Here is a 15,257-nt window from a genome sequence, read left to right as displayed (position 1 = left end):
CCGGCGGCCGCGTCGCAGGAGAGGTCGAATCGGCCCGGATGGGGGCGGTGTCGGCCGTTGTCGTCATCGCGGCGTCACCAGTTCAGCCCGAGATCCGCGTAGACCTTGCCGGCCAGCGCGTTCGGATCGGTCTTGCGGTCCAGGTAGCCGGTCTTGGCGAATTTGGCGATGCCGGAAGTGATCTCGCTCTCGAGTCGCGCCGCCGACGGGTTGTACCCGTAGGTCTTCAGGATCGCTTCGATGGTCGGTTGGTCCGCCGCGACGTACTTGTTGTCGACTTCGATGGCCGCGGTCTGCGGGATGTTCGCGCCCGCCCATCGGCTGCCCTCGGCCCACGCGGTCACCAGCGCCCGCGCCACGTCCGGGTCCTCGCGCAGCAGCCGCCCGTTGATGGCGGTCGCGCAGCAGTAGAGCTGCCGGTTGGTGCCCTGGGAGTTGTTGGTCAGTTCGCGAGCCTTGCCCTTCAGTGTGGGCAGCAGCCCGTTGGGGTCGCTGGCCGCGATCGCGGCGATGTCCCCGCGCACCAGCGCGTCGGTCAGCTGGTCGGCGGCGAAGACCCGCCAGTCGATGTCCTCGCTCGGGTTGATGCCCGCGTCGAGCAGGTCCAACGAGAAGAACGACATCGCCGAATCGCCGATCGCGCCGACGCCGATCGGCTTGCCCCGCAGCTCGGCGACGGACTTGATCGGGCTGTCGGGTGGCACCACGATGCGCAGGCAGCCCTCGTGCAGCCCGGCGGCGAGTTTGGCGTCGATGCCCTGTTCGATCGGTTTGAGCCAGGAGAAGAAGATGCCCGGCGCCGCGTCGAGTTTGCCCGCGCCCACCGCGTCCTTGATCTCGTCGCCGCCGGTTTTGACGATCTGCACGTTCAATCCGTGCTTCTCGAAGATCTTCTCGTGATGCGCCACGTACAGCGGCGCCTCGCAGACGCCGCCGCCGTAGCCGATCTTCAGGGCGCGGTTCACCCCTCCGGCGCCGGGAGTGCGGCGTGTGGTGAGCCACGCGGCCAGGCCGCCGCCCGCGACCACCGCCGCGGCGATGCCCGCGCCCGCGAACAGCTTGCGCCGCGACAGTGCGGGAGTGTCCGGTTCCGCCGGTGCTGCTAGATCCTCGTCCTCCGGATCTACCTGGGCGGGCGGGTCCGCGGGCGCGGTGAGCGCGTCGTCCGGCTCGCCGCCCTGCTCCGGGGCGTGCTGATCGTCGTTGTCTGCCATGTGCTCGATGCCTTTCCCTGCTGGCCGACGGTTCACCGCGCCCGAGATTCCGGCGGGCAGGGCGCACCGATCAGCCGAAGCGCCGGAGGCTCTCAGGTTGGCAGCAACACCTTCGCGGAGACATATTTCGCGTCAGCGCGATCGAATTCGGCTGCCTTGTCGTCGCAGCGGCGGCGCGGGGAAGCGCAGGCGGTGGTGTTCGCAATTCGGGTGGGATGCCATCGATCTCGCGCGTTGTCCCGCTTCGGAGGTCCGGTTCACCGACGCGACCGACCAGTGTCGTCTTGCCCGGCACCGTCGCCGACGGCGGGATCGCGTGGATTGTTCGGCTGGCCGGAGCCGCTTCGGCCGATGGCGTTGCCGCTCGAAAAAGGAAATGCAGCGTGCGAATGTCGATTGCGCACATCGGTCACCGATAGCCCGCCACCGTGTCTTTGTCCGGTCGCGCTCGTCCTGGCAGGGCGGTTTGCCACTGCGCCGGGTGCGCGGGCAATATGTGGAGGCTCGACGGTTGCCGCAATAGCTGTGCGCCGCGAACCGTCCTGCGCCGCGAGGGGGACCCCGGTGTTCCGGGGGCGGAACCGATCTGTTATTTACTGGCTACGATTGTTTTTTCGACTGCACGCGCTCGGTAACCGTGAAGGGATTATCTGTATGGCACGCAAGGTCGTCGTGACACTGGTCGATGACTACGACGGCAAGTCTCAGGCCGAGGAAACCGTGTCTTTCGCCGTGGACGGCGTGGCCTACGAGATGGACTTGTCGACGGAGAATGCCGGTCAGTTACGCGGATTCTTCGAACAATGGGTTCCGTATGCCCGCAAGGTCGGCCGTGCGCGGCGCGGCCGCGGCGGTGTCATGCGGTCGGCGAACGACCGGGAACAAGCCACGGTGATCCGGGAGTGGGCGCGCAAGAACGGCATCGACGTCTCGGCGCGTGGACGTATCTCCGCCGAGGTGGTCGAGGCGTACAAGAAGGCGAACGGGTAGCTCCGGGACAGTTCGTCTCGGTTCGTGGCCGTCCTCGCGTCTGCGGGGACGGCCACGGCATTCTTACCGCGCCGCGCCGCGATAACAGCGCTCGACGGGGGTAAACGATCGGTATGACGGTCACGATAGGCGCTCCGAAGCAGGACCTGCCCCGCCCGCGCGGCGAGCTGTCGGAGGCGGTGGTGCAACTGCTGGGCAGCCGATCAGGTGGTTCGGTGCCGGTGCCGGTGCCGGGCTCGGTGGACCCGTACGGCGAAGACCTGCATCTGGCGCTGCACACCTGCTACGAACTGCACTATCACGGTTTCGCGGCCGTCGACGCGGGATGGGAATGGGACCCGGGTCTGCTTGGGCTGCGCGCCGCGCTGGAACAGCGATTCCTGCGCGCGCTGCGCGAGGACGTGCCCGGTGGCGACGATCTCGACGCGGAGCTGGAACGGTTGCTGGTGACGCCCGCCGACCCGGAGGGGCTGAGCCGTTTCCTGCGCGACGAGAGCGAATGGTGGCAGATGCGCGAATACTTCGTGCACCGTTCGATCTATCACCACAAAGAGGCCGACCCCTACGCCTGGGTGATTCCCCGGCTGCGCGGCCAAGCCAAGGCGTCGCTGGTGGCGGTCGAGTTCGACGAGTTCGGAGGCGGGCGCGGCGAGCGCGTGCACGCGCAGTTGTATGCCGATCTGCTGGCAGGCGCCGGGCTCAACCCGGACTATCTGCACTATCTGGATGTGGTGCCCGCGCCGATGCTCGCGCTGATGAACATGATGTCGCTGTTCGGGCTGCACCGGTCGTGGCGGGGCGCGCTGGTGGGGCATTTCGCCACGGTGGAGATCACCTCGCCGCCGGGCGCGCGGCGCCTGGTGGAGGCGCTGGAACGTTTGGCCGCCGACCCCGCGTGTCTGCTGTTCTACCGCGAGCACGTCGAAGCCGACGCGGTGCACGAGCAGGTCATGCGCACCGGCGTGATCGGCGATCTGCTCCGGCGGGAGCCCGAGCTGACCGAGTCGGTGGTATTCGGTATCCAGGTGACGAACCTGCTCGAGGACCGATTCGCCGATCATGTGCTCGACGCCTGGCGCGCGGGCCGCAGCTCGTTGCGGGAAACCGGCAGCGGGACGGTCAGCGGGGGGTGATTGAGTACCGCTGGGCGGGCTATCCGGCGAATGTGATGTTGATTCGACCCCCCGGTGTCTATCCGCCGCAGCTGGACACCTGGCTGCTCGTCCGCGCTCTGTCCGAGGCGGGTGTTCCGAGCGGCGGGCACGCGGTGGACGTGTGTACCGGCACCGGCGCCTTGGCCGTCGCCGCCGCGTACGCGGGAGCCTCGAAGGTGACGGCGGTGGACGTGTCCAGGGCCGCGGTGGTGTCCGCCTGGCTGAACTGCCGGATGCGCGGTATCGAGGCCGAGGCGCTGCGCGGCGATTTCACCGCGGTCCTCGGGGGGCGCAGTTTCGACCTGGTGCTGGCCAACCCGCCGTATGTCCCGGCCCCCGTGGGGGCCCACACGCGCGGCATCGCTCGCGCGTGGAACGCGGGTTCCGGGGGCAGGGCGGTCCTCGACCAGTTGTGCGTGGCGCTGCCCGCCCTGCTGAAACCGCGTGGTGTCGCGTTGATCGTGCATTCGGCGCTGTCGGATCCGGATACGACGCTGGCCCAGCTACGCGAGCGAGAATTGAAGGCCGCTGTCGTGGCCAGGGCGACCGTGCCGTTCGGGCCGGTGCTGCGCCGCCGCGCGGACTGGCTGGAATCGGCCGGGCTGATCGGACCCGGCCAGCGTATGGAAGATCTGGTGGTGATCCGTGCCGACCGAATCCGGCAATGAGCAGTGGCGGCGAGTGACGCTCACCGCCGACGGCCCCGCGTTGATCGAGGGCCCGGTCGAGTTCGTCACCGCGGACGGCCGGACGGTGCGCTCCGACCGGTTCCTGGTGGCCTTGTGCCTGTGTAAGCGCTCGAAGAACTACCCGTTCTGCGACACCAGCCACCGTAAGCATCGCCGTTCGTCGTGACCGCGGGTCACTTCGGCGAACGGTCCGAGCGCAGGTCGCGCACGGTGTCGAGCAGCGCCTCGGCCGCGCAGGCGGTGGTCTGCTCGAGCACGTCCTCCGGTTCCCCGTCGAACTGATGGTGCCATGCGCGCACGTCGTGCTCGGTGGCGATCGCGAACCACACCGAGCCCGGCGGCTGTCCGTCCTGCGGGTCGGGACCGCCCGCGCCCGTGACGGCAACGGCGACAACGGCATTCAGCAGGCTCCGGACACCGGTGGCCATCGCTTCGGCCGCGGGACGTGACACGACCGGCACGTCGGGCACCCCGAGAACCGTTCGCTTGACCTCCGAGCTGTAGGCGACGAGGCCGCCGCGAAACCAGGTGGAAGAGTCGGGCGCGGCGCCGAACGTGGCGCACAGCCTGCCCGCGGTGAGCGATTCGGCGACCGCGACGGTGGTTTCCGAGCGCTGCGCCAATTCGGCCAGCTCGTGTGCGTAGTCATCGGCGTGGGGCATCTTCGTCCTTCCTGTGCTGTCCGCGGCTCACCATACGACCCGCCGAGGGTCCGGCCGCGCGGCGGACGTCGCGGTTTCGGGGGCGCGGCGCCGGGAATGTCGGCAGAGAACCGGCCCCGACGCAAGGAGAAAACGATGACCACCGACGCGATCGTGCTGCTTCGTGACGACCACAAGGCGATCCGAAAACTCTTCCGGGAGTTCGAGAAAGCAGGCGACGACGCCATCCGGACCAAGGCGAACGTGGTGAACAAGATCATTGCGGCGCTCACCGTGCACACCTATCTCGAGAACGAGTGCATGTATCCCGAGGTGCGCAAGCTCGTCCCCGAGCTCGAGGACGACATCTTGGAGTCCTACGAGGAGCACCACGTCGCCGACGTGCTGGTCAGCGAGCTGGCGACGATGAAGCCCGACGACGAGCACTTCACCGCCAAGACCACCGTGCTGATCGAGAACGTCGACCACCATATCGATGAGGAGGAGAACGAGTGGTTCCCGAAGGTGCGGGAACGCCTGGGACGTAAGCAGCTCCAGGAGATCGGGGCGCGGCTGCAAGAGCTCAGGAAGAAGGCGCCGACCTCGCCCGCGCAGCCGTCGGCTTTGAAGAAGGCCGTCGACGCCGTGCTGGCCTGATCCGGTCGGGGGGGGGGGGGGGGGGGGGGGGGGGGGGGGGGGGGGGGGGGGGGGGGGGGGGGGGGGGGGGGGGGGGGGGGGGGGGGGCCGGGGCGGGCCGGCGCCGCGGCCCCCCCCCCCCCCCCCCCCACGGGCGTGGGAATCATTCAGCGGGAGGGTACTGCTGGGCGCCGAGCACCCGGGCCAGGTGCGCGGCGTTCCTGGCCAGCGCCGCGGTCGCCGAAGCCACCGCCTTCGGCACCGAGTCGAGGTCCTGATAGTCGGTGCCGCCCATGGCCTGATCGTTCCAGTACGTGCACCCCTGTGCCGGGATGGTGAATCCGATGTCGTTGAGCCCTTGATACAGGTCGGCGACGATCTTGTGCGCGCCGTCCTCGTTGCCGACGACCGCGACCGTGGCCACTTTGCCGACCATGGCGGGACGACCCGCGTCGTCGGTTTCGGACAGTTCGGCGTCCAATCGCTCCAGCATCCGCTGCGCCACCGACGACATGTGCCCGACCCAGGTGGGGGTGGCCACCAGCAGGATGTCGGCCGCCGCGATCCGTTCGCGGATGGACGGCCACTGGTCGCCGGGGCCTTCGTCGGCGGTCACTCCGGGTAGCACGTCGTAGTCCACCAGCCGCAGCACCGTGCCCTGCACGTCGTGTTCGGCCAGCTCGTCGAGGACCTGCCGGGCGATGACATCACTGCTGGATTCGGCGGGGGACTTCTTCAGCGTGCACACCAGGGCGAGCGCGGTCGGTCCGGCCATGAAAGAAACCTCCTACGTTTCGGTTCGATCGCGGGCGACGACGCGGATCGTGCGCAGCCGGGAGTCGGCCGCGTCGGGGACGTTCATGCCCGCGTCGAGCCCGGTGCGCAGGTAGTCGACGACGGCGGCGTCGATGCGCTCGCCGGGTATGACCACCGGAATGCCCGGCGGATAGGGCGTGATCTGTTCGCCGGCGATCCGGCCGACGGCGTCGCGCGCGTCCACGGTCTCCACCGGGCCGAAGAACGCGTCGCGCGGCAGCATCACCGAGTCCAGTTGCAGGTCCTCGGGCGAGGGCAACCGGATGCGTGGCGGCCGCGGATCGCTCAGTTGGTCGCGCCACGCGGCGATGCCGTCGACCAGGACATCGATGGTGTCCTTGTCGTCGGCGAGCGACAGCGTGGCGAGCAACCGGCGGTGATCGGTCAATCCCATGTCGATGCGGCGGTGCTCGCGCAGCCAGTCAGCGGCCTGATAACCGCTGGCCCCGGTACCGGACACGTCCATGAGGACCTGCAACCGGTCGAGGTCGTGGGAGGCTTCGACACCGAGCAGTTCGTCTTCCAGCACCTTGATGCCGGGGATCTCGGCGAGCCGGCGCCTGGCCTGTTCGGCTACGCGCAGCGCGGAACCGAGCAGTTCCTGCCCCCGCTCGACCATCTGCCTGCGCCAGCCGTCGAGCGCGGCGTAGACCAGCACGTTCGGGCTGGTGGTCATCAGCAGGTCCGCGCATTCGCTGAGCCTGATCGTGTCGACCAGATCGCCTTGGACGTGGAAGACCGAGCCCTGCTCGAAACCGGCGCCCATCTTGTGCACGCTGACCACACACAGGTCCGCCCCGGCGTCCATCGCCCAGGTCGGCAGGTCGTCGTGGAACGGCAGATGCGCCCCCCACGCCTCGTCGACGATGAGCGGCTTGCCGCGCTGGTGACAGACCTCGGCGATGCCGGCGATGTCCGCGCAGGTGCCGTAGGGACTCGGGCTCACGATCAACGCGCCCGCGGCGTCGGGGTGTTCCTCCCACGCCTCGGCAACCTGCCGCGGCGAGGGCGGGTGGGCGAAATGCTGCTCGGCGTCCCAGCGCGGGGTGATCCAGTGCGGCTGGACACCGGAGAAGATCAGCCCGGCGACCACGGATTTGTGGCTGTCGCGCGCCACCAGCAGGCCGCCGTCGTGACCGCCCGCCACCGTCATCATGGCCGCCTTCACCGATAGCGAACTGCCGCAGGTGGAGAAGAACGCCGATTCCGCGCGCACCGCGTCGGCCATGAGCGCTTCGGCGCGCGACAGATAGCCACCGCGCGAGAGTCGGTCGTCGAGCCCGGCGACGGCCAGGACATCGGAGCCGAAGGCGTCGCGGCCGATCACGTCCAGGACGCGTTCGTCGGTTCCGCGTCCTTGCCGATGCCCAGGGGGCGTGAAGCCGTACCGGCCCAGCCGGTGATAGTCGGCGAGGGCTTCCAGCAGGGGAGCTCGTGAATGGTCCACGGCAACCGCCTACCCCGAATCCGCGGCGGCACACATCCGGTGTACCCGCCGCGCACCGAGCCGTGGCCTGCGGTGTTGCCCCACGGCAAACCCCGGCGCGGTCGTTTCGGGCACAGGTGTCCGGGTAGGACCGGGGACAAAGTACCGACCCCGACCGAGGAGCCGCGCGGATGAAGGCAGTGACCTGGCAAGGGCGACACAAAATCGCCGTGGAGACGGTGCCCGATCCTCGGATCGAGGCCCCGACGGACGCGATCATCGAGGTCAGTTCCACCGGCATCTGTGGATCCGACCTACACCTGTACGAGGTGCTCGGCGCCTACATGAGCAACGGCGACGTCCTCGGCCACGAACCCATGGGACGTGTGGTGGAGACCGGTTCGGCCGTCACCGGGCTGGAACGCGGTGACCGCGTGGTCATCCCGTTCCAGATCAGCTGCGGCGCCTGTTACATGTGCCGCACCGGGCTGCCCACCCAGTGCGAGACGACGCAGGTCCGCCGATACGGCTGCGGCGCCGCCTTGTTCGGCTATTCGAAGCTCTACGGGCAGGTGCCCGGCGGCCAAGCCGAGTATCTGCGGGTGCCGCACGCGGACGCCACCCACATCACCGTGCCCGACGGACCGGCCGACGACCGCTTCCTGTACCTGTCGGACGTGCTGCCCACCGCGTGGCAGGCCGTGGAATACGCCGGGGTGCCCGACGGCGGATCGGTGACCGTGCTGGGTCTGGGCCCGATCGGGGACATGGCCTGCCGGGTGGCCGCGCATCGCGGCTATCGCGTCATCGGTGTCGACCGGGTACCCGAGCGGCTGGCGCGGGTGGCCGAGCGCGGCATGGAAGTGATCGACCTCGACGCCGTCGACGAGCCGCTCGGCGACATCATCCGCGGCTGGACCGACGGCCGGGGCACCGACTCGGTGATCGACGCGGTGGGGATGGAAGCCCACGGGTCGCCGATCGCGTCGATGGCCCAGCGCTCGGCGGCGTTCCTGCCCGATTTCGTGGCCCAGAAGGTGATGGACACCGCGGGCGTCGACCGGCTCGCGGCACTGCACTCCGCCATCGACATCGTCCGTCGCGGCGGCACGATCTCGGTGATCGGCGTCTACGGCGGCATGCTCGACCCACTGCCGATGCGGGTGTTGTTCGACAAGCAGATCCAGCTGCGGATGGGCCAGGCGAACGTCAAACGGTGGGTCGACGACATCATGCCGCTGCTGCGCGACGGCGACCCGCTGGGCGTGGACACCTTCGCCACCCACCGCCTCCCACTGACCGATGCGGCGCAGGCCTACGCCACCTTCCAGCAGAAGACCGACGGCGCGGTGAAGATCGTGCTCGACCCGACCGCGAACTGACCGGCGGAGCGGGTCCGCACCGGACCCGGCCGCGGTGCCCGCACCGCGGCCGCGGACGGTTTGCTCTGCGCATGCCTGGGTAGCTGCCGTGTATGAGCTTCTTACTACGCGGAGTCGTCTCACCGTGGTGGCTCGAGGCGCCGACCTCCGTTGCGGCGGAGATGGCCCGCGCGAGCGTGGAGAAGGCCGTCGATGTGGGAATGAAGGCGGCGCAGGCGCCGGTGCAGGCGGTGGCAGCGGGCGCACGGGCAGGCGTGTCGCTGCTGAATCTGGGCAGTAACGAGGAGTTGCGCGACGAGTTGGCCGCGCTGATCGACCCGCACGCGCTGCGCTCCCGGCGCCGGGTGGCGCTCAACGAGGACCGGGTCACCGTGGAGGTGCGCGGCCTGGACTCCGGCAGGAGCGGAGACATCACCGAGGCGCTGCACCGGACGCTGGACCGCCGCCGCGATGTGCGTTGGTGGCGAGTGAACGCGGTGACCGGCCGCGTCGTGGCCGCTCTCGAGCACGGTGCGGCCGACCTGCCCGCCCTGGTGTCGGCCATCGAATCCGTCGAGACCGATACCGCGGTCGGCGATCTGGACTGGAGTCGCGGCTGCGAGCACCCGGGGGACCGGGAACCGCTGCTGGCGGCCGGGATCCAGGTCGCGGGCGACGTGTGCGCGATCGGGTTGTCCGCCATGAGCGCCGTGCTGCCGTTGCGCGGACCCGCCCGTGTGTTGCGCGCCGCCGCCGCCTTCGTCGACACCCAGCCCCGCCTCCGCAAACGGCTCGAGGATCAGCTCGGCCGTCCACGGACCGATCTGGTGCTGACCACGGCGAACGCGATCGGCAACGCCCTGGGCAACAGTGCGGCGGCGGGCACGGCGAATCTGGTGATCGACGCGGTGCACCGCGGTTTCACGCTGACCGAATCGCTCACCCGCTACGTGCAATGGCAGGACTGGGAGGCCGAGATCGACCGCCGCCCAGCGGAAGTGTGCGACCCGCTGACCCCGCCCGACCGTGTGGTCGACATGCCGCAGGGCCCGATCGAACGGGTTGCCGACGAAACGGCCGCGGGTGCGCTGGCGGGCGCGGTCACCTCCGTCCTCGGCGGACGTGGCCTGTTCGGCGCGGCCGACGCACTGGAACTCGGAGCCCCCAAGGCGGCGCGGGCCAGCCGCGAGGCCTACGGCGCGCTGGTCTCCACGATGCTGGGCCGCGCGGGTGTGCTGACGCTGCACCCGCGGGTGTGGCGGCGGCTGGACCGACTGTCGGCGCTGGTCATCGATGGAGAATCGCTGCTGACCACACGGCGTCTGGTCCTCGAGGCCGAAGCGAGCGACCCGAGATGGTCGGTCGCCGAGGTATGGAGCGCGAGCCAGCGGCTGCTGTGGGAGCACGAGACCGGCGAAAGCCGCGACGACGCGCAGCCCGACCACACCGGCCGCTACCTGTCGGCCGGCGGCCACCGCAGACTGGTGCACCCCGCGACCGGAAAACCCGACGACGGTGTGACGCGCCGCCCAGTGTGGCGCGAACTCCACGACAACGGAACACCGGTCGGGCGGGTCCTGGTCGGCCGGGAACTCGACCGGCGGGCATACGCGCTGCTGGGCCGGGCGCGCAGCGCGGGCCTGCGCGTGACGCTCGCCGCGAGCGCCGACGCCGCCGAGTTGCGGTCCATGGCCGACGAATTCGTCTCCCCGTCCACGTCGATGAGCGGGCTGGTGCGCGCTCTGCAGCAGGACGGTCACGTCGTCGCCGTGTTGAGTCCCCGCGCGCACAAGGCGCTGGCCCACGCCGACGTCGCGATCGGTCTGGCCGTGCGGGAGGACAACGCGCTGCAGATGCCGTGGACCGCCGACGCGGTCTGCCGCGACCTCGCACAGGCCGACCGCGTCCTCGCCGCCGTCGCTCCGGCCCGTCAGGTGAGCGAACGCGGCCGATCACTGGCCCTGTCCGGCGCGGCGCTGGGCGGTCTGCTGCTCGCGGTCGCCCCGGACAGCGCGGGCCGCTCGTCGCCCATGACCGCCGCCCACTACACCGGTCTGCTCACCGGCGCCTACACCGGATGGCGTTCGGCGCGCACCGCCCCACCGGCCACGCTGGCACCGTTGCTGCCCTGGCACGCCCTCGAACCCCAAGAGGTGCTGAGCCGGTTGCCGCGGCCGCTCGCGGTGTCCGAGCGCGCCCGGCCCGGCGCGGTCGCCCGCATCCCCGGCGTGAGCGTCATCGCGGCGGCGGCGTCGTTCGCCGGTCAGTTGCGCCGGGAACTCGCCGATCCGCTCACCCCGATCCTCGGCGTCGGCGCGGTCGCCACCGCGGTGCTCGGCGCGCCGTCGGACGCGGTGCTGCTGTCGTCGGTGCTCGGCGTCAACGCGCTGGTCTCCGCCTGGCAGCGCCAGCGCGCGGAGAACGCGCTGTTCCGCCTGTTCGAAGGCGAGCAGCTCAGCGCCCGCGTGATCGACCGCGCCGACCTCGACACCGCCGAACCGCGCGAGCACCTGGTGCCCGCCGACCTCCTCGAACTCGGCGACGTGATCGTGCTGCGAGCCGGGGAAGTGGTCCCCGCCGATGCCCGGCTGCTGCGCGCGGACGATCTGGAAATGGACGAATCCGGCCTCACCGGCGAATCGATCACCGTCGAGAAACAGGTCGCGGCGACCCCGGGCCGGGCGCTGGCCGAGCGCGCCTGCATGGTCTTCGAAGGCAGCACCGTGGTCAACGGCACCGGGCGAGCGATCGTCGTGGCCGTCGGTCACGACACCCAGGCCGGCCGCGCCGCCGCCGGTGCCATCCCGCCGGAAAAGGCCGGTGTGCAGGCGCAATTGCGCCGCCTGACCGACCGGGCCCTGCCGTTGACGCTCAGCGGCGGCGGCATCGTGACCGGACTGGGCATGCTGCGCGGCAGGCCGCTGCGCACCGCGATCGCCGACGGCGTGGCGGTCGCGGTCGCCGCGGTCCCCGAAGGACTGCCGCTGGTGGCCACGGTCGCTCAGCTCGCCGCCGCCCGCAGGCTGTCGCGACACGGCGTGCTGGTGCGCGCCAGCCGCACCGTCGAGGCACTGGGCCGGGTGGACACCCTGTGCTTCGACAAGACCGGCACCCTCACCGAGGGGCGGCTGCGCCTGACCACACTCGCCGATCTCGACGAGCAGTGGCCCGCCGACGCCGACTGCGAGCACGCGCACCGCCTGCTGCGGGCCGCGACCCGCGCCTGCCCCGATCCCGCCGAGGGCCCGATCGTGCACGCCACCGACCGCGCGGTGGTCGAGGCCGCGGCCGAGGCGCTCGGCGACGACCCCCGCCGCTGGGACGCGATCGAGGAGATCCCGTTCGAATCCAACCGCGGCTACGCCGCCACCCTCGGCCACACCTCCCGCAAACTGCGGCTGATCGTGAAGGGCGCCCCCGAGGTGGTGCTCTCGCGCTGCACCGGCGTGCGGATCGACGAGACCGACCATCCCTTCGACGACCGCCTGCGTGAACGCGCCGAACAGGTGGTTCGCGATCTGGCCGAGCAGGGCTTGCGGGTGCTGGTGGTGGCCCGGCGCGACCTGCCGACCGAACCCGACGACGTCGAGGCGGCGGTCGCCGAACTGAGTCTGCTCGGCTTCATCGGCCTCGCCGACGCCCCGCGCCCGCAGACGGTGCCGCTGGTCACCGCGTTGCAGCGCAACGGAATCAGCGTCCGCATGATCACCGGCGACCACCCGGTGACCGCGGCGGCGGTGGCCCGCCAGCTCGGCATCGAGGCGGGGGAGGTGGTGACCGGCGCGGATCTCGACCGTCTGGACGAGACCGCGCGTGCGGAACTGATCGAACAGAGCACGGTGTTCGCTCGCGTCAGCCCGGAACACAAGGTGCGCATCGTGGCGGCGCTGCGCCGCGCGGGACACGTGGTCGGGATGACCGGCGACGGCAGCAACGACGCCGCCGCGATCCGCACCGCCGACGTCGGAATCGGTTTGGCCGCACAGGGTTCGGTCGCCGCCCGCAACGCCGCCGACATGGTGCTCACCCATCCCGACCCCCTGGTGCTGCTGCACGCCCTCGTCGAAGGCCGCGGCATGTGGCAGCGGGTCACCGACGCCGTCGGCGTGCTGGTCGGCGGCAACGCGGGCGAGGTCGCCTTCACGCTGTACGGCACCGCCGTCAGCGGCCAGGCGCCGCTGGGCACCCGGCAGTTCCTGCTGGTGAACATGCTCACCGACATGTTCCCCGCCATGGCGCTGGCGCTGTCGCGGGAACGGGACGCGGTCGATCCCGACGACACCGACGACCCGCAGGCCCAAGCGCAGCGCGCGGCGGAGCGGCTGGCCGAACTGCCGCCCGCGCGCCTGGGCCCCGACCTGCTGCACACGCTCGGCGTGCGCGGCGTCGCCACGGCCACCAGCGCCTCGGTCGCCTGGACCCTCGGCCGGATGACCGGCACGCAGCGCCGCGCCGCCACCATCGGCCTGGTCGCGCTCATCGGCACACAGCTGGGTCAGACGCTGGTCTCCGGTTACCGCAGCCCGTTGGTGTGGCTCACCACGGCCGCCAGCGGTGCGGTGCTCGGCGCGGTGGTGATGACACCGGGACTGTGCGGCTACTTCGGTTGCCGCCCGCTGGATCCGGTCGGCTGGGGGATCGCGACCACCTGCGCGACGACCGCCACCGTCGCCGCGGTGCTGGTTCCGCGGCTGCTGCCCCCACCGGAATCGGAGTAGCAGCGGCGCGCTGATTGGCGTCCGTCCGCCCGGGTACCCGCCGGGCGACGGGCCTCGCCACGGGCACATGATCCCCGGTCCGCGCGGCGACCCGGCGGCCGGTCGCCCAGGGCACGAAAACCTGAGCCCACGAACGCATTCCACGACAACAGAAACGAGTGTTGCGATGACCGACCAGGATGTCGTCGACCTGCTCACCGCCCAGCACGAGGAGATCCGCACGCTGCTGGCGCGACTGAAGTCGGGTAACGACGGGAAACAGGACTTGTTCACCGAGTTGGTGCGGTTGCTGGCCGTGCACGAGAGCGCCGAGGAGGAGGTCGTGCATCCGGTCGCCGGACGGGCCCGGTTCGGCGCCGACGCCGACATCGTGCAACCGCGGCTGGAGGAGGAGAACGCGGCCAAACGCGCGCTGGCCGACCTCTACGACCTCGGGGTGGACCATCCCGAATTCGATGCCCGGCTCGCCGAATTCGCCGACGCGGTGGACGAGCACGCCGCGCACGAGGAGGCCGAGGAATTCGCTCTGCTGCGCGCCCAGTTCTCCAGCAGCCAGCTCCAGCGGATGGCCGGATCGCTGCGGGCCGCCGAGGCCGTGGCGCCCACCCGGCCGCACCCGCACGCGGGGGAGTCCGCGCTCGCGAACCTGGCGGCGGGCCCGCCGCTGGCGCTGTTCGACCGGGCCCGCGACGCGGTGCGCGACTGGCGCCGCCAGCACGACAGCTGAACCACCCACAGCCCCGAAACGCCAGAAGGAGGACCGACATGGGGTTTCCCGAGCAGCAGCAGAAAGTCCCCGGTATCCAGGCCAAGATGACTCCGGTGCCGGATTGCGGTGAGGACAGCTACCGCGGTTCCGGCAAACTGACCGGCAAGGCCGCAGTCGTCACCGGCGCCGACAGCGGCATCGGGCGGGCGGTGGCGATCGCCTACGCGCGTGAAGGCGCGGACGTATTGATCTCCTACCTCGACGAGGACGAGGACGCGAAGGAAGTCGCCGATCTGGTGACGCAGGCCGGACGCAAAGCCGTGCTCGTGCCCGGCGACCTGTCCGAAGCCGCCCACTGCCGCGCCGTCATCGACCGGGCAGTGCGGGAATTCGGCAAGATCGACGTCCTGGTGAGCAACGCGGCGTTCCAGATGACGCACGAGACCCTGGAAGAGATCAGCGACGAGGAGTTCGAGCACACCGTCAAGCTGAACATCAACGCCTACTTCTACCTGGTGAAGGCGGCGCTGCCGCACATGCCGCCGGGGTCGTCGATCATCGGCAGCTCTTCGGTGAATTCCGACATGCCCTCGCCCACCCTGGCTCCGTACGCGGCGACCAAAGCCGCCATCGCGAACTTCTCCGCCAGCCTCGCGCAGCTACTGGGTGAGCGCGGGATCCGGGTCAACAGCGTTGCGCCGGGACCGATCTGGACTCCGTTGATCCCGTCCACCATGCCGGTGGAGAAGGTCACCCACTTCGGGGACGACACCCCGCTGGGCCGCGCCGGTCAACCGGCCGAACTGGCGCCCACCTATGTCATGCTGGCCTCCGACGACGGCAGCTATGTCTCGGGCGCTCGGATCGCCGTCACCGGCGGCAGGCCGATCCTGTGACCCTCGG

General features: G+C 70.6%; 13 protein-coding genes. 9 read left to right on the top strand and 4 right to left on the bottom strand.

The genetic code is table 11. The features are described 5' to 3' along the window. Positions 1 to 74: 74 nt before the first annotated feature. The gene (locus tag ACIHAX_RS08415; protein ID WP_355080562.1) at positions 75 to 1,214 is read right to left on the bottom strand and encodes an ABC transporter substrate-binding protein; all 1,140 of its coding nucleotides are present in this window, start codon (positions 1,212 to 1,214) and stop codon (positions 75 to 77) included. 654 nt (positions 1,215 to 1,868) lie between these two features. Here ACIHAX_RS08415 and ACIHAX_RS08410 point away from each other — a divergent pair. The 4 genes from ACIHAX_RS08410 (at position 1,869) to ACIHAX_RS08395 (ending at position 4,213) form a co-directional block, all read left to right on the top strand. Further along, a complete protein-coding gene (locus tag ACIHAX_RS08410; RefSeq protein ID WP_355080564.1) occupies positions 1,869 to 2,204 on the top strand; it encodes an Lsr2 family protein in 336 nt (111 codons plus the stop codon). Between the two features lie 113 nt (positions 2,205 to 2,317). Beyond that, positions 2,318 to 3,337, top strand: coding sequence for an iron-containing redox enzyme family protein (locus ACIHAX_RS08405; protein ID WP_397276542.1), 1,020 nt, complete (start codon positions 2,318 to 2,320; stop codon positions 3,335 to 3,337). A 35-nt stretch (positions 3,338 to 3,372) separates the two neighbouring features. Further along, positions 3,373 to 4,026, top strand: coding sequence for a HemK2/MTQ2 family protein methyltransferase (locus ACIHAX_RS08400; RefSeq protein ID WP_397276540.1), 654 nt, complete (start codon positions 3,373 to 3,375; stop codon positions 4,024 to 4,026). Then, the gene (locus tag ACIHAX_RS08395; protein WP_355080570.1) at positions 4,004 to 4,213 is read left to right on the top strand and encodes a CDGSH iron-sulfur domain-containing protein; all 210 of its coding nucleotides are present in this window, start codon (positions 4,004 to 4,006) and stop codon (positions 4,211 to 4,213) included. The genes ACIHAX_RS08400 and ACIHAX_RS08395 overlap by 23 nt, the downstream gene beginning before the upstream one ends. Positions 4,214 to 4,220: 7 nt before the next feature. Here the strand turns inward: ACIHAX_RS08395 and ACIHAX_RS08390 are convergent, their stop codons facing one another. Then, positions 4,221 to 4,709: a CinA family protein gene (locus ACIHAX_RS08390; RefSeq protein ID WP_355080571.1), complete on the bottom strand. Its 489-nt coding sequence runs from the start codon at positions 4,707 to 4,709 to the stop codon at positions 4,221 to 4,223. A gap of 135 nt (positions 4,710 to 4,844) precedes the next feature. On the opposite strand from ACIHAX_RS08390, the gene ACIHAX_RS08385 reads away from it, so the two are divergent. After that, positions 4,845 to 5,345 carry a hemerythrin domain-containing protein gene (locus ACIHAX_RS08385; RefSeq protein WP_364434943.1) on the top strand — a complete coding sequence of 167 codons (501 nt, stop codon included), beginning with the start codon at positions 4,845 to 4,847 and terminating at the stop codon, positions 5,343 to 5,345. A gap of 142 nt (positions 5,346 to 5,487) precedes the next feature. Here ACIHAX_RS08385 and ACIHAX_RS08380 read toward each other — a convergent pair whose 3' ends face one another. Together ACIHAX_RS08380 and ACIHAX_RS08375 are read right to left on the bottom strand one after the other, a co-directional pair. Then, on the bottom strand, positions 5,488 to 6,099 hold the full coding sequence (locus tag ACIHAX_RS08380) for an NAD(P)H-dependent oxidoreductase (RefSeq protein ID WP_355078052.1): 612 nt from the start codon (positions 6,097 to 6,099) through the stop codon (positions 5,488 to 5,490). A gap of 12 nt (positions 6,100 to 6,111) precedes the next feature. Next, a complete protein-coding gene (locus ACIHAX_RS08375) occupies positions 6,112 to 7,587 on the bottom strand; it encodes an ornithine decarboxylase (RefSeq protein ID WP_364434947.1) in 1,476 nt (491 codons plus the stop codon). A gap of 170 nt (positions 7,588 to 7,757) precedes the next feature. Here ACIHAX_RS08375 and ACIHAX_RS08370 point away from each other — a divergent pair, with 170 nt between their 5' ends. The 4 genes from ACIHAX_RS08370 (at position 7,758) to ACIHAX_RS08355 (ending at position 15,250) form a co-directional block, all read left to right on the top strand. Continuing rightward, positions 7,758 to 8,948, top strand: a complete 1,191-nt coding sequence (locus ACIHAX_RS08370; RefSeq protein WP_364434950.1) for an alcohol dehydrogenase catalytic domain-containing protein — start codon at positions 7,758 to 7,760, stop codon at positions 8,946 to 8,948. A gap of 92 nt (positions 8,949 to 9,040) precedes the next feature. Beyond that, positions 9,041 to 13,645, top strand: coding sequence for an HAD-IC family P-type ATPase (locus ACIHAX_RS08365; protein ID WP_397276536.1), 4,605 nt, complete (start codon positions 9,041 to 9,043; stop codon positions 13,643 to 13,645). A 166-nt stretch (positions 13,646 to 13,811) separates the two neighbouring features. After that, a complete protein-coding gene (locus ACIHAX_RS08360) occupies positions 13,812 to 14,372 on the top strand; it encodes a hemerythrin domain-containing protein (protein ID WP_355078048.1) in 561 nt (186 codons plus the stop codon). Positions 14,373 to 14,410: 38 nt separating this feature from the next. Beyond that, positions 14,411 to 15,250: an SDR family oxidoreductase gene (locus tag ACIHAX_RS08355; protein WP_355078047.1), complete on the top strand. Its 840-nt coding sequence runs from the start codon at positions 14,411 to 14,413 to the stop codon at positions 15,248 to 15,250. Positions 15,251 to 15,257: the final 7 nt, after the last annotated feature.

Origin of the sequence: Nocardia sp. NPDC051929, from assembly GCF_044548645.1 — a bacterium.
GTDB classification, from domain to species: Bacteria; Actinomycetota; Actinomycetes; order Mycobacteriales; family Mycobacteriaceae; genus Nocardia; species Nocardia sichangensis.
This window is presented reverse-complemented; position numbering and strand designations above follow the sequence as displayed.

Bases quoted from the DNA above. Each gene is read 5' to 3' on its own strand.
- ACIHAX_RS08405 (WP_397276542.1), top strand. From the start codon at position 2,318: ATGACGGTCACGATAGGCGCTCCGAAGCAGGACCTGCCCCGCCCGCGC.
- ACIHAX_RS08380 (WP_355078052.1), bottom strand. From the start codon at position 6,099: ATGGCCGGACCGACCGCGCTCGCCCTGGTGTGCACGCTGAAGAAGTCC.
- ACIHAX_RS08355 (WP_355078047.1), top strand. From the start codon at position 14,411: ATGGGGTTTCCCGAGCAGCAGCAGAAAGTCCCCGGTATCCAGGCCAAG.
- ACIHAX_RS08360 (WP_355078048.1), top strand. From the start codon at position 13,812: ATGACCGACCAGGATGTCGTCGACCTGCTCACCGCCCAGCACGAGGAG.
- ACIHAX_RS08370 (WP_364434950.1), top strand. From the start codon at position 7,758: ATGAAGGCAGTGACCTGGCAAGGGCGACACAAAATCGCCGTGGAGACG.
- ACIHAX_RS08400 (WP_397276540.1), top strand. From the start codon at position 3,373: ATGTTGATTCGACCCCCCGGTGTCTATCCGCCGCAGCTGGACACCTGG.
- ACIHAX_RS08365 (WP_397276536.1), top strand. From the start codon at position 9,041: ATGAGCTTCTTACTACGCGGAGTCGTCTCACCGTGGTGGCTCGAGGCG.
- ACIHAX_RS08385 (WP_364434943.1), top strand. From the start codon at position 4,845: ATGACCACCGACGCGATCGTGCTGCTTCGTGACGACCACAAGGCGATC.
- ACIHAX_RS08415 (WP_355080562.1), bottom strand. From the start codon at position 1,214: ATGGCAGACAACGACGATCAGCACGCCCCGGAGCAGGGCGGCGAGCCG.
- ACIHAX_RS08390 (WP_355080571.1), bottom strand. From the start codon at position 4,709: ATGCCCCACGCCGATGACTACGCACACGAGCTGGCCGAATTGGCGCAG.
- ACIHAX_RS08410 (WP_355080564.1), top strand. From the start codon at position 1,869: ATGGCACGCAAGGTCGTCGTGACACTGGTCGATGACTACGACGGCAAG.